Raw genomic sequence first — 14023 nt, forward strand, 5'->3', positions numbered from 1 at the left:
GTCCAGTGTCAGGTGTTGAGTGTTAATGTTCGCCCGCTCACCATCACATTCTCCAGCCACTCAGCCAACCGCCCATGCCAGACTCCGACGCCAGTCCCGCCAGCCCAGATGACACGCTGACCATCTCGCCCGACGTCCACGCTCACGACATTCCCGCGCCGGACACCGATCCCACCTCGCTCCCTTCCAACGGCATCACGCAAAACCCCTTCGAGCTGCCCGCGCTGCCGCTCCTCTCGAAACCGACCAACGACACGACCAAGCGCATCTTCATCGCGGCCACCCGCATGAACGACGGCAAGACCACCGTCTGCCTCGGCCTCTACGCGGCGCTCCAGGCGATCTACCCGCGGGTCGGCTTCATCAAGCCGGTCGGTCAGCGCTTCGTCGACGTGCAGGGCCAGAAAATCGACGAGGACTCCGTGCTCCTCGACACCATTTACCAGGTCCACGTCCCCATCGAGAGCATGAGTCCCGTCGCCATCGACGGCACCTTCACGCGCCGCTTCATCACCGAGCCCGAAACGCTGCTCCCCGCGCTCGAGGACAAGATCTGCCGCGCCTTCGACCGCGTGTCCTGGGAAAAGGATTTCACGATCATCGAGGGCTCCGGCCACGCCGGCGTCGGCAGCGTGTTCGATCTTTCCAACGCCCGCGTGGCCCAGCTTCTCGGCGCCAAGGTCGTGCTGGTCGTCCCCGGCGGCATCGGCCGCCCGGTGGACGAAGCCGCGCTCAACAAGGCGCTGTTCGACAAAAGCGGTGTCGAGGTCGTCGGCGCCATCATCAACAAGGTGGAGCCGGACAAGATCGACATCATCCGCGACTATGCCGGCCGCGGCCTCGAACGCCTCGGCATCCCGCTGCTCGGCATCATCCCGATCCAGAAGGTGCTCTCCGCGCCCAATCTTTCGCAGATCTCCGAGGAGATCGAGGGACGCTGGCTCAACGGCCGGCGCGGCGGCGCGCGGCAGCGCGTGCTGCGCGTGGTCATCGGCGCGATGGCGGCCAAGGGCATCGTCGATCACCTGCAACCCGGCACGCTCATCATCACGCCCGGCGACCGTGACGACATCATCCTCGCCGCCCTTTCCTGCGCCAGCCTCGCCGGCGGCAGCACGATCGCCGGCCTCGTCGTCACCAACGACATCAAGCCTCACCCCAAAATGGCCGAGCTTCTCGCGCAGACCGACATCCCGGTCATTGCCGCCAAGGACGACGCCTACCGCGTGACCGCGCGCATCAACAACATGCACGTGAAAACGCAGCCGCAGGACACGGACAAGATCCCGATCATCAAGAGCCTCATCACCGACCACGTGGATCTGCAACGGCTCCTGGCGAGCGTGTAGGCAAGGAGCGCATAAAGGAACAGGGTATGGCGCAGGCTGTTTCAGCCTGTACCGATACCCCGGAGCTTTCCGAACTTTTACACAAAGATCGCAAAGGGCGCAAAGAATCGCTTTCCAGGAACTTCACGGCCTTCGCGATCTTTGTGTAAAATCAAAAAACATTCGGGATACGGGAATAAAACCGGAATCGGCAGGAACGCCGGCCTACATCCGCTCCAGCGTGCGCAGGCCGAGGAGGTGTAATCCGGTTTCCAGGACGAGCAGCGTGCGCGCACAGAGCAGCAGGCGGCGGGCGCGGACGGGCGCATCCTCCACCGCCACTTTCTCCGCGGCGTAAAACGCGCTGAACTCGCCCGCCAGCTCGTAAAGATACAGGCAGAGGAAATGCGGCCGCAACTGCCCCGTCGCCAGCGCGAGCGCATCGGGCAGCTTCACCAGCTTGCGGGCGAGCGCGACCTCGGCCGGCGTTTCGAGCGGCGAAGCGCCCTGCCCCGTTGCGGCATCCCCGGGCTTGAGGTCGAGCCTGCGGAAAATCGAACGGATGCGCGCCACCGCATAGAGCAGGTAGGGCGCGGTGTTGCCGTCGAGCGCGAGCATCTTGTCCCACGAAAACACGTAGTTGCTGCTGCGGTTTTGCGAGAGGTCCGCGTATTGCACGGAACCGATGCCGACGGCGCGCGCGATCTCGCGGCGCTCGGCCTCGGGAAGCTCGGGATTTTTTTCGGTGACGAGCGCGAAGGCGCGCTCTTCCGCCTCGTCGAGCAGCGCCTTCAGCTTGATCGTCTCGCCGTCGCGTGTCTTGAGCGCCTTGCCGTCCTCGCCGGTCACGGCGCCAAAGCTCACGTGCTCGAGCCGGGGCACGCGGCGACCGGTTTTTTCGAACCATTTTTTGACGGTGAGGAAAAGCTGCTCGAAGTGGTCGCTCTGCCGGAAATCGGTGACGATGGCGATGCCGTCGGCGTGGAAATGCTCGGCGCGATAGAGCGCGGTGGCGAGGTCGGTGGTCGCGTAGTTGCTGGCGCCGTCGGTCTTGCGGATGATGAACGGCTGCGTTTTGAAGCGCGGGTGTTCGGGATGGAAAACGACCACCGCGCCCTCGCTTTCCTGCGAGAGGCCGGCGGCGGCCAGCTCCTCGTAAACACGGCCGACCTTGTCGTTGTAAAAACTCTCGCCGAGCGTATGATCGAAACGGATACCGAGGCGGTCGTAGATCTGCTGGAAGGCGGCGAGGCTGATGTCGCTGAACTGTTGCCAGAGGGCGACGCTGCCGGGGTCGCCGTTCTGGAGCCTGACGAGTTCCTGGCGCGCCTCCTCGAGTTCGGGCGAGCCGTCGGGCGTGGCGCTGTTGCCGAGCTTGTAGAGGCGTTCGAGTTCCTCGATCGGTTCGGAGGCGAGTTTTTCCGGGTTCACCCAGCGTTTGTAGCCGTAGATGAGTTTGCCGAACTGGGTGCCCCAGTCGCCGAGGTGGTTGTCGCGGATGACCTTTGCGCCGCTGAAGGCGAGCAGGCGGCAGATGGCCTCGCCGATGACGGCGGAGCGCAGGTGGCCGACGTGCATCTGCTTGGCGGTGTTGGGTGAACTGTAATCGACAACCCACGTCTGCCCGGCGCGGTCGGCGGCGGCGCCGGCGGCGAGGCCGGCGGGTGTGGTCCAGGCGTCGAGCCAGGCCTGGGCGGCGGCGGGGCGGAGCGTGAAATTGATGAACCCCGGGCCGGCGATGGTGATTTCGAAACCGGCGCGGGTGGCCTCGTCGAGCGCGGCGACGAGCTTTTCGGCGAGGGCGCGGGGGTTCTGCTTTTCGCGTTTGGCGTAGCCGAGGACGCCGTTGGCCTGGTAATCGCCGTGTTTGGGGTCGGCGGTGCGTACGTCCGGCGCAAAGCTGGCCGCGTCGAGCCCGGCGCGGGCGGCGGCGGACGTGAGGGCGACTTCGAGGGCGGAGGCGACGTGGAATGGAACGGACATCCCGTCAATCAACCGTCCGGAGGCCGCAGCGGGCAAGCGCGGATTTGGGCGAGGAGGATCCTCCTGCGCAACAGTATCGGTCCAGAAAGCATGAATAACGGAGCGGCGATCCGGGGATCGCCGCTCCGGGGAAAACATCGGATCAACGAATAAAGCTCCAGATGTCGGAATTCCCCTGACGAACGAATCCTTCACCCGCATAGGCACTCTCATCAACCGGCAGATTCTCATAACCGGACTCGTAGAGGGGCCGCCATCCGATGTCGTAGGTGACGGAATCCACACGAGGCTGGCCGATGACGGAGGGATCGCGGCTGAGAAGACCGCCCACCAGACGCTGGTTGAGCCAGATGGCGGAAGCAGTATCGCGGCCGGCAATCAGATCCTCAACCATGCCCTTGGTAACACCAGGGGCGGTGTTGACCTTGAGGAAGGCTCCGGCAATGGCGGCGAGGCCGGCAGGGTTGTTGTTGACGATCACCGGGGCCTGCACCGTGACGGTGCCGCCGACGGGTTGCGTCGAGGCGATCAGGCGGCCGAGTTCGATCCGGTTGCCCGCCGTATAGGTGATGTGGTCGAGGTCGGCGGTCGTGGTGGTGCCGGCTCCCATGATGATGTCGATCCCGGCGGTGGCTTCGACTGCCCCCTTGTTCTCGACGCGGATGGCGGCGTTCTGGATCAGGGTGTCGTCGGCATCGAGGTAAACGCTGCCGTTGCCACCGGTCGCCTGGATGAGGGCGTTGATGATGATGTAGTCGGTATCTGCACCGGTGTCTGTGGTGGTGAGGGAGATGTCTCCCCCGCCCGAATTGATGAGAGGATCGTTGATTTCCAGGAGGCCGGGCGTGCGGAGGAAGATATCACCGAGGATGGTATCCAGACCCGCAAGAACGAGACCTTCGCGGAGGTTATTGATATAAACACCACCGGTGCCGCCATGCGCCGTGATAAGCGCGGTGGCGACATCAAGGAGATTGTCCCTCGATCCAACACCGTTCGACCCGTTGAGGCTGAGGTTATCAGCGGTAATGTTGACGAGATCGTCGTTGCGGACGTCACGGATGGCACCGTCGTGAGCCAGAAGATTGACAGTGTTGCCAAGGCCGGCGGCCGTGACGAGGTCCACGTCGATGTCACCTCTGGTGGCAATGATGTTGATGTCACCGTCCGCCGTGGAGGCATTGTGGATCAGGAGCCCGTCGGACGACTGGGCGATGTTGATGCCTCCGGTTCCCGTGACCGAGGCGCTGAGGGTGCGGGCTTCGGTGTCGAGGGCGCGGGTGGCGGCGGGGCCTTGCTCTCCGATACCGGTGCCAGCTTCGAGAACAAGATCCTTCGCCTTGATCCAGGTGGTGTCGTCGTTGTCGTCGGCGATGTGACCGCCGGCAGTGATTTTGACAAAACCATTGAGGGCGTGGAGTTCGTTGATGATGACGTCACCGGTATCGGCAAGGGTGATGTTGCCGTCGCGCGAGTAGGCGTTCAGGCGGTTGCTGTTGATTTCGAGAGCCCCCGCATCGCCAAGACCGATATCGCCTCCGGCATGGAGATTGACGGTGTTGCCGACGATGTCGGCTTCGGCATCCTCGGGTGTGCTTTCGCGGATCACGCCATCGGCCCGGAGCGTAACGTCGCCGCCCTGGCCCGTGCCGGCCGCAACGAGATCGACAATGATATCGCCCGAGGTGGCGGTAATGTTGACATGGTTGGCAGCGGAATCGGTGGCGGAAACAACGTGGGTCGCGGTAACGGTGCCACCGGCGGTGATGTCGATCGGACCATTGGCGGCGGTGACGTCGGCCAGGGTGATGGCGTCGGTTTCGTTGATAACAACGGAACCGGCGCCCGTAGTGACAAGGCGGGCGGCGTTGACCGTAGTTTCCAGATTGATACCGGAAACGGCGGTGACATCGAGTTCGTCGGCGACGACCGGATTGCCTCCGGGCCGGGCGGTGCTCACGGCGCCAGTATCAGCGATGAGGACAACATCGGCGTTCTGCCCCTGGCCGGCAACGACGTTGTGAATGGTGATGTCACCGGCAAGGGCATGGAGGGTGATGTCGTTGCGATCGATGTCGGTTTGGGAAATGACATTGGTCGCCGTGATGTCACCGACGCCCTGGCCATTGAGACCGGTCCTGACGTCAATGTATCCGTTTGCGGTGACGACATTGCGGAGGTCGAGGCCGCTTTGCTCGCGGATGATAATGTCACCCGTGCCGGTGACGGTGAAATCAACCCAGTCAACGTCGGTATCCACATCGATGCCGGAGCCCGAGTCGATGACAAGCCCCTCGCCGGTGAGTTCACCTCCGGGATTGGTGATGATGGACCCATTGTCGGAGGAGAGCGTCACGGTGCCGTTGGCGTCCACGAAATCGATCGTGATGTCGCCTCCGGCCTTGATGGTAACGGGACCGTCGGCGGTGGTGACATGCTCAAGGTTGATGTCGTCATTCTCCTCCAGGTTGATGAGACCGGTGCCGGTGACGGCGGCGATGAGGTTGTCGATGTTGGTGCGCAACGGTGTATCGGCGGTACCGATACCGGTGGCGGCGGTCGCATCAAGGGTTCTGGCCTCGACGTGGTACTGCGGAGGAATGGGACCGGTACCCGTAATGGAGCCGGCGGTCGCCTCGAGCGTGACGTCGCCATCGGGGGCGGCCACGGTCTCGTTGATGATCATGCTGCCCGGGGTGGTGAGGACAATGTTGCCCTGGTCGGCCCTGACGCCGTCGAGGGCGGCGAGGCCGAGGCCCGGCGTGACATCTCCGATGGTGAGATCACCGGTGAGGTTGGTGATGTGGATATCACCGGCGCCGGTGGCCGCCTCGAGGTTTTTGATCCGGACTTCGAGGGAGTTGGCGGATGTGCCGATGCCGGTGCCGGCGATGAGCGCCAGATTGTCCGTACTGACTTTGCTGCTGGTGTCGGCGGTGGCGTCGGTGATGGCCGTCGCGGCTTTCAGTGTCACCGTGTTGCCGGCGCCGGACGCTGCGATTTGCGTGAGGGCCAGGCTGCCGGTGGCGCTGACGATGGTGATGTCGCCGTCGGGGGTGGCGACCTGCTTCACGGCAAGATCGTCGGCCTCGGCAATGTTGATATCACCCGCATCCGTGACGTTGGCAACCAGGCTGGCCACGTTGGTGTCCAGCGAGCGGTTCGCATCGGCGCCAGTCATGCCGATACCATTGGCTGCGGTGATCGTGAGGTCATGGCCGGTGATTTTCGTGCCAGTGTTCTGGTCGTTGTTCACCTGGCCGGCGACAGCGGTGAGGGCAATGTCACCGTATGTGTGGCCGGCGCCGATGATTCCTGCGGTAATGTTGCCCGCGGTGGCGGTGAGCGCGATGTCATTGCCTGCCGCGTCGGTGGTGGAAACGACCTTGACGGCATCGATGTCACCACCGGCATTGATCGTGATCGGGCCGTTCTCCGTGGTCACGCTCGTCAGCTTGATCGCGTCCTTCTCGTCGATGTTGACGAGGCCGGCGCCAGTCACCTCTGCGATGAGTTCGGTAACGTCTGTGCGCAGCGGCGTGCCGGCTGCCCCGATCCCGGTCGCCGCCGTCGCCGTCAGCGTATCCGCAATGACGTGACGCGTGAGGCTGTCCGCGCCTGTAATGGAGCCGGTGGTCGCATCGAGCGTCGCGTCGCCGTCGAGGGCGGCCACGATCTCGTTGATCACCATATTGCCTGCCGTCGTCAGCACCACGTCGCCTTCGTCTGCCTTGACTCCTTCAAGGGCAGGCAGTCCCAGACCGGGTGTTACATCCCCGATCGTCAGATCACCCGTGAGATCATTGATGTAGATGCCTCCCGTCGCGGTGTAGGCCTCAAGGTTATCAACCTGCACTTCAAGGTGGTTGTCCGCGGCTCCGATGCCGGTCCCGGCAATCGCCGCAAGGTTCGTCGCCGTTATCTTGTTGCTCGTGTCGGCGGCATCCGTCGCGTCCGTGATCGCACCGGCGGCTTTCAGCGTCACCGTGTTGCCGGCGCCGGACGCTGCGATTTGCGTGAGGGCCAGGCTGCCGGTGGCGCTGACGATGGTGATGTCGCCGTCGGGGGTGGCGACCTGCTTCACAGCAAGATCATCCGTCTCGGCAATGTTGATATCTCCAGCGCCCGTGACGTTGGCAACCAGGCTGGCCACGTCGGTGTCCAGCGAGCGGTTCGCATCGGTTCCCGCCATGCCGATGCCGGTCGCGGCCGTGATCGTGAGGTCGTGACCGGTGATCTTCGTGCCGGTATTCTGATCGTTGTTCACCTGGCCGGCCGTGGCTGTCAGCGTGATGTCGCCGTGAGTGGCTCCGGCGGTGATCGTGCCAGCGGTGATGTCTCCGCTGGTCGCGGTGAGGTCGATCGTGTTGCCCGCTGCGTCAGTCGTCGATACCACGCTGACCGCGTCGATATCTCCTCCGGCTTTCACCGTGATCGGGCCGTTCTCCGTGGTCACGCTCGTCAGCTTGATCGCATCTTTCTCGTCGATGTTGATCAGCCCGTCACCGGTAACGGTGGCGATGATTTCGGCAACGTCCGTGCGCAACGGCGTGCCGGCTGTCCCGATGCCGCTCGCCGCCGTCGTATTGAGCGTGCCTCCGGTAACGTGACGGACAATGTCCGCGCCCGTGATCGAACCACCGGTCGCCTCAAGCGTGACGGTATGCGTGCCGGAAGTGTCCTTGACTTCCTTGTTCAGAATGAGGTCACCGGTGGTCTCGATGAGGATGTCGTCAGCACCGCTGACACCGGTGACGGTCCGCGTCACATTGCTGGTGGCGACGCTGATTCCGTCGATGGTGAGGGGCTCGATGCCGTTGTCGTTGACAAACCTGGCTCCTCCGGTGCCTCCGGAGGCCGCAATTCGGTCAACCTGGGTGTTGAGCGGGGTGCCCCTGCCAACACCGTTGGCAGCGATGGCGACAAGATCGCCGGTGACGAGCTTGCCACTTGTCGAGCCGTTGATGGCTCCGTTTTCGGAGTAGAGGATGATATCCTTCGTGCTGGTGGATTGACCGAGGATATTGAGGTCGCCTTGGGCCGTGGTTTCGATGGTGGTATCGATCCCTTGAGCGGAGAGGTTGCCGATGCCGAGGCTGCCCGGCGATTCGATGTAGATGTTGCTCTGGCCGAAAGCCGTGGCATCGACCCGCTCGGCCTGAATGCCGAGCGCCTGGGTAGCAGTGCCGATGACGTTGTTGTCGTCATAGGCCTTTTGGGCGAGTTGATTGAGCAGCTTGCTCGCAGCAAGGGCGTATTCGGCCTTGGCCTGCTTGTCGGTCAGGTCATTCAGGATCGAGGTATGGGTGTTCAGCAGACCTGTATTGTCATCCAGATGTTGCTTGTTTGAAAATAATGCAGCCTCCGCTGTGATCAACGCGTGTTCCGCATCGGAAAGGTTGTTTCCCATTGCTTCCACCGCATGCTCGGCTGCACCGGCCGCCACCTGCAAACCGGCCAAAACGGCCTTTGCAATGCCCAGGGCAAGTGCGGCGCCTCCATCGCCAACAAGCGGAATCGCCTGGGCTGCCCCTGCGGGTATCTCAAGGATGGATGCGACAAGATTAGCCGTATCAAAAGCGATACCAGCGGCATAGAACGTCCAATACGCAGCATCATATGAGGACTGCGCAGAAGAAACCGCAGATTCCTTGGCACTCACATCATTGACGGAGTTGTTGTAGAGTGTCTGGTAAAGGGAAACGAAAGACGCATACATGGCGACAAGCTGCTCCTCGTAGGTTTTCTGCTGGGTCTGCAAGTTGAGGTTGAGATTCTTGTCTCCGGCATCGGCGATGGCCTTGCTCAAATCCTGCCACGCCTGGGCGTCGGAGAGCGATTTGCCGCTAAGGGTGACGTTCCTGGCAATGATGTTCACGGCGCTGCCATTGCCGTCGATGATGAGACCGTTGCCGGACTGAACGGTGACGTTGCCGGTCCCTGCATCGAGAAGGTTGATGCTGATGTGCGAGGAGGCTTTCAGGGTGATATTACCTCCGGCCGTCTTCAGGTTGCCGGCAATGATGACGCCAACGAGTCCTGTCTCCCCGCCGGGAAGCACCGTGCCGAGGGCCTCCAGGGTAATGGTGCCGGTGCCTGTAACGGCGACCGTATCCGTCGGGTTGAGGAAGACGATGTTGCCGTTTTTGGCGATGAGTTCGAGCGAACCATTATTGTCGAGGGTTGTGGTGCCACCGTTGTTGTCGAAGACGGTGATACTGGAAGCCTTGATTGAAACAGCCTGGCCTACGCCCTTCCCGGTGAGAGAACCGGCGGTGACATGAAGCGATCCGAGGTTTTCCACAAAGGTGTCGCCTTCGGTGGCGGTGGCGTTGAGGACGTTGATATCTAACTCGAGAGGGTCCGCCTGCGTGCCGAGGTGTTTTGCCGTGATATCGAGAGCGTAGGCTCTGACGTTGGGCCGTGTTTCCCCGGTCATGCGGTCGTCGATGATGTCGCCGTTGGCGGCCTTGATGATGACATTTTTGCCGGTGGCTTCGACGACACCGAGGTAGATATCCCGGGATGCCTCGATCGAGGTGTCACTGGCGGACCTGGCGTAGGCGAGGTAGAGGTCGCTGCTGCCAATCTGCTTGAGGTAGAGACCGCCGTTGGTCGTATCCACGGTCAGCTTTTCTACAGCGATTTCGAGGGAATCCGACGATGTGCCGACGCTGCCGGCTTTCAGGGCGAGATTTTTTGCCGTAAGGTTGGCAGCATCGCCGTTGCCGTCGGTGATCTGCCCGGTGGCAGTCAGGTTGATGTCGTGGCCGGCACCGGCCGTCACGGCGCCGAGCTTGATGCCACCGGAGTTGGTGAAGGTGATGTCGCCGGCATCGTGGGTGGTGGCGGCAAGATTGATGTCTCCCGTGTTTTCAACGACGATGGCACCGTTTGCCGTGGCGGTGAAATCAGCGTACTGGCCGCCGGTTCCGGAGATTTTGGTGGAGAGGGGGGCGGCATCCGAGCCGATGCTGCTGGCGGCCGTGAGGGTCGCGGAGTTGCCGGTGATGTTGGTGACTCCGGGGCCAGCGGCGTTGAGGATCGAGCCCGATGACTGGAGGGTAACGCCGCCTTGCGCAGAGGAAACCGTCTTGAGGTCGAGGTCACCGGCGCCGGTTTGCGTGATCCTGACGTCCGAATTTGCGCCTTTTGCGGCGGCGGTCAGCGTCAGGCCGCCTTGCTGGGAAATGTAGATGCCGCCCTGGCCGGCTTTGAGATCAAGCGAGGAAACCTGCGTCGAAAGATCCGTGGTGCTTGTCCCGATATTTTTGGTGGCGACGAGCGTGGCATCGCCGGCGACGAGGGGATGGCCACCGCTCTGGGTGATGGAACCGGCGGCATTCAGATTCAGGGAATTGGAGCCAAGATTGATCCCGGTGAGCACAAGGTCGCCCGCAGTGTTGGCAAAGGCAAGGGAAGTGCCGGTACCGGTGGTTACGGAGAGGTTTTTGTTTGTTGAATCAAAGGCGAGGTCGGCAGTGGCGGAGTTGATGGTGACCCGGCCGCCGGCAGTGGTGGCGGCAATGGAGGTCAGTGCAGTGGAATTGTCGACGTGGGTGATTCCATTCTGTTCGGCAACGGTCGTTGTGATGGAATCCACCGCCGTCTTGAGCGCCTTGCCGGCGGTCCCGATCTGCTTTGCGGAGAGAACGGCCTCGGCGGCGGTGATGACGTTGGAGGTATGGGTGCCAACGGTGGAGATATTGCCGGTGGCGACGGCGATGGTTACAGTGCCTCCGGCGGCGGTGATCGCGGAGTCGTCGAAACCGAACCAGGCATTGCCGCCCATTGCGGCAAGACCGACGTCGTTATCTGTGCCCGATGCGGTGATGGTGCCGATAGTGAGACGGTTGGCTTCCTGCAGATAGACCCCTCCATCCGAGGCCGTGGCATTGATGCGTCCGCCGGTGATGGTGGTAAGGGCATTCCCGTTCTGACCGATGCCCTTACCAGCGCTCAGCTTGAGCGTGTTTGAGGTGATGCCGGTGGCTGAGCCTGTCGGCACGTTAAGAATAGAGCCAGCGGTCGATTCGATATCGACTTCCCGGGTGGCAGAAATGTTGCCATAGATCCCGATGTTTCCCGATGAAGTAATCCGGATGTCTTTGGTGCCATCGTGGGTGGTCGTGGCCGGAGTACTTCCTCCCCCCGTGATCTCATAAGCCTTGATATCGCCCGCCTCGGTCAGGAGGGCGGCATTGCCATACTCGCGGACAGTGACATCGCGGATGTAAAGCGTATCCGATGTGTTGTTGAGGGTGATGCTGCCGCTGGTCTGCGTGGATGCGGTGAGGAAGGTAAGGCGGGTGTTGAGAGAGCCGATATCGTTTTTGGCGTCAAGCGTGGCGGACCAGGCATCGACATGAGTACCGCCTCCGCTGCCTTTCAGTGCACCGTTTCGGGTTGTGATGACGACGCTGGCGATGTCGGTGTCACTTCTGTCGCCGTTTGTCGTGATCGCACCGAGGGTGAGATCACCTGCCCCGGTGTTCGTGATGATAATGTTGCCGGTCGAGGTGGTGTCGCCGTTGGTTCCCGATTTTGTGGACGCATTCAGGGTGCCGGCCGAGATTTTCAGGGGGTCAAGGGTGATGGTCTCGTTGCCGCCCCCATCCGTGCCGTAGGTCACTTTCCCGATCGAGGCGTTTTGCGCTCCCCGGGTCTCCAGATTGAGGGTGTCGGCGGTGAGGAGACCAGGGCCGGCGATGTGGCCGGTGGTCGCAGTCAGGGAGGCGGTGCCGGTGGTGGTGAGATCATGTGCGACGTTGATGCCGCCGGCTGTAGTGATGGAGATGTTACCGGCGCCGGTGTCGATGGCGTTTGCGAAGCTAAAGCCGCCTGCATTCGCGACGGTAAAGTTACCGGTGGTCGCAAGGGAGCCGTTGAGGGCGACGGCTCCCGTGTTGTTGAACGTGATGGCTCCCGCACCGGTGCTGAGGACACCACTGCTCTGTGTGAAATCCTTGCCGGTGGTGGTCAGGCTGCCGCCGTTGGTAGTGATATCGGCGGCGATGGTGACGGAGCCGTTGGCATTACCGGTGCCACCGCCGGCGTTGCTGCCGGCGTTGAGCGCGAGGTTCAGTTTGTTGGTGCCCGAAGAGATGGCCTGATTGATGAAGATGCTGTTGTGGGCATTAAGGGTAAGGGTGCGATCATTGGTGCCGGTGTAGGCCAAGGCTGTCGAGAGCGTGATACTGCCATCCTGGGTGCCGACATTGCCAGTGGTGATGGTGACATTGCCGGTGCCGAGGGCGGTGAGGAGGTTATCGATCCCGAGCTCGGCCGTATCGGCACTGGACGAGAAGGGGTTGCCGGTGCCGGTGATGTTTGTATTCGTGTTGCCTGACACGATTTCGATATTGGCGGGGTCGATGAGCCAGGTGCCGGCGAGGCCGTTGGGCGCGGAGACGTCGGGGGCGGCGCCGATTTCGAAGCTCCGGTAACCGCTGGTCTCGATGAAACCGCCATCGCCGAACAGGGCACCGCCGCGGGCCTGGAGGGCGGCTCCGGTGCCGATGCGGGCGGAGTGTTCACCGACGACGAGGATGGTGCCGCCGTCTCCTTGCTGGCCGGCGTTGGCGGTGGTGGTACTGGCGGAACCGACGGCCACGGTATGGGTGGCGCGGAGGTCAATGGAGCCGGCATCGCCTTGGCCGGCGGCATCGGCGGCGAGGGTGCCGAACTGGCCGACGTTTTCACCGGCGAGGGTGATGGCGCCGGCAGTGGAACCGGTGGCGGCAGAGGATACGGTGATCGTGCCGCTGTTGAGGACGTCGCCTTCGTTGCGTGCGAGGAGCTGGACGGAGCCGGTGAGGTCGGCGAGGGAGTTGGCCTCGATGACGCCGGTGTTGTTGACGACGGAGGAAACGATGTCGCGGGCGGTGTCGCCGGAGAGGAGAACCTGGCCGCCGTGCGCCTGGAGGGCGCCGGTGTTGGAGACGGAGCTGCTCATGGGCTCGCCATCGGGGCCGATGACTTTTTCGGTGATCTTGCCCGAAACCCGGAACTTGACGAGGCCATCGCCGGAGAAATCGACATAAGCCTGTTTGCCGGAGGCGAGGGCGACGTGGCCGCCCTTGGCGACGATGATGCCGGCGTTTTCGACGCCGGGAGCGACGAGCCAGGCAAAGCCGTTGTCGGCAACGGTGATGCGACCGTGGTTGACGACATAAGCGAGCTGGGCGGCGGGGTCCTGGGTGAAGGTGTAGTTGCCGGCCATGAAGTCTTCGTTGCGGATGCCGAGGGTGCTGGCCATGAGGCCGGCGACATCAACCCGGGAGCCGGGGCCGAAGAGGATGCCATTGGGGTTGAGGAGGAAGACGCGGCCGTTCGCACTGAGGGCGCCAAGGATTTTCGAGGCGTCGGCGCCGGTGACGCGGTTGAGGATGACAGAGGCTGCGCCGGGCTGGAGGAAACGGACGGCTTCGTTGGCGTTGATGCCGAATTGTTGCCAGTCGATGATGGCCTTGTTGGTGAGCTGGTTGATGGTCGTGGTGTTGCCGCCGCTGGAGATGCTGGCTTCACCGGCCACAACCTTGCCGCCGGTGGGACGGGCATAGGCCATGGAGGGCAGGACGGCCATGAGTCCGCTCAGGACGGAGGCAAGAAGGCCGCGTGTGAACGACTGCTTTTCGGTTTTCATAAACAGGCTGATGGTCGTGCGTTTCGTTGTCATGATAGTGTTCTGTTCAGTGTCCGTGGAGGGGCGG

At 62.7% G+C, this 14023-nt stretch carries 3 protein-coding genes; 1 reads left to right on the top strand and 2 read right to left on the bottom strand.

Annotated elements, in window-relative coordinates:
- Positions 1-74: 74 nt before the first annotated feature.
- On the top strand, positions 75-1349 hold the full coding sequence (locus OPIT5_01650; GenBank protein AHF89152.1) for a hypothetical protein: 1275 nt from the start codon (positions 75-77) through the stop codon (positions 1347-1349).
- Positions 1350-1553: 204 nt separating this feature from the next.
- On the opposite strand, the gene OPIT5_01655 is transcribed toward OPIT5_01650, so the two are convergent.
- Both OPIT5_01655 and OPIT5_01660 read right to left on the bottom strand, forming a co-directional pair.
- A complete protein-coding gene (locus OPIT5_01655) occupies positions 1554-3311 on the bottom strand; it encodes an arginyl-tRNA synthetase (protein ID AHF89153.1) in 1758 nt (585 codons plus the stop codon).
- Between the two features lie 142 nt (positions 3312-3453).
- Positions 3454-13989 carry a hemagglutinin gene (locus tag OPIT5_01660; protein AHF89154.1) on the bottom strand — a complete coding sequence of 3512 codons (10536 nt, stop codon included), beginning with the start codon at positions 13987-13989 and terminating at the stop codon, positions 3454-3456.
- Between the last annotated feature and the right edge of the window lie 34 nt (positions 13990-14023).

Source organism: Opitutaceae bacterium TAV5 (genome assembly GCA_000242935.3).
Lineage (GTDB): Bacteria > Verrucomicrobiota > Verrucomicrobiia > Opitutales > Opitutaceae > Geminisphaera.

What these genes read in the sequence shown, in the direction of transcription:
- OPIT5_01650 (AHF89152.1), top strand. Translation starts at nt 75, where the DNA reads ATGCCAGACTCCGACGCCAGTCCCGCCAGCCCAGATGACACGCTGACC.
- OPIT5_01655 (AHF89153.1), bottom strand. Translation starts at nt 3,311, where the DNA reads ATGTCCGTTCCATTCCACGTCGCCTCCGCCCTCGAAGTCGCCCTCACG.
- OPIT5_01660 (AHF89154.1), bottom strand. Translation starts at nt 13,989, where the DNA reads ATGACAACGAAACGCACGACCATCAGCCTGTTTATGAAAACCGAAAAG.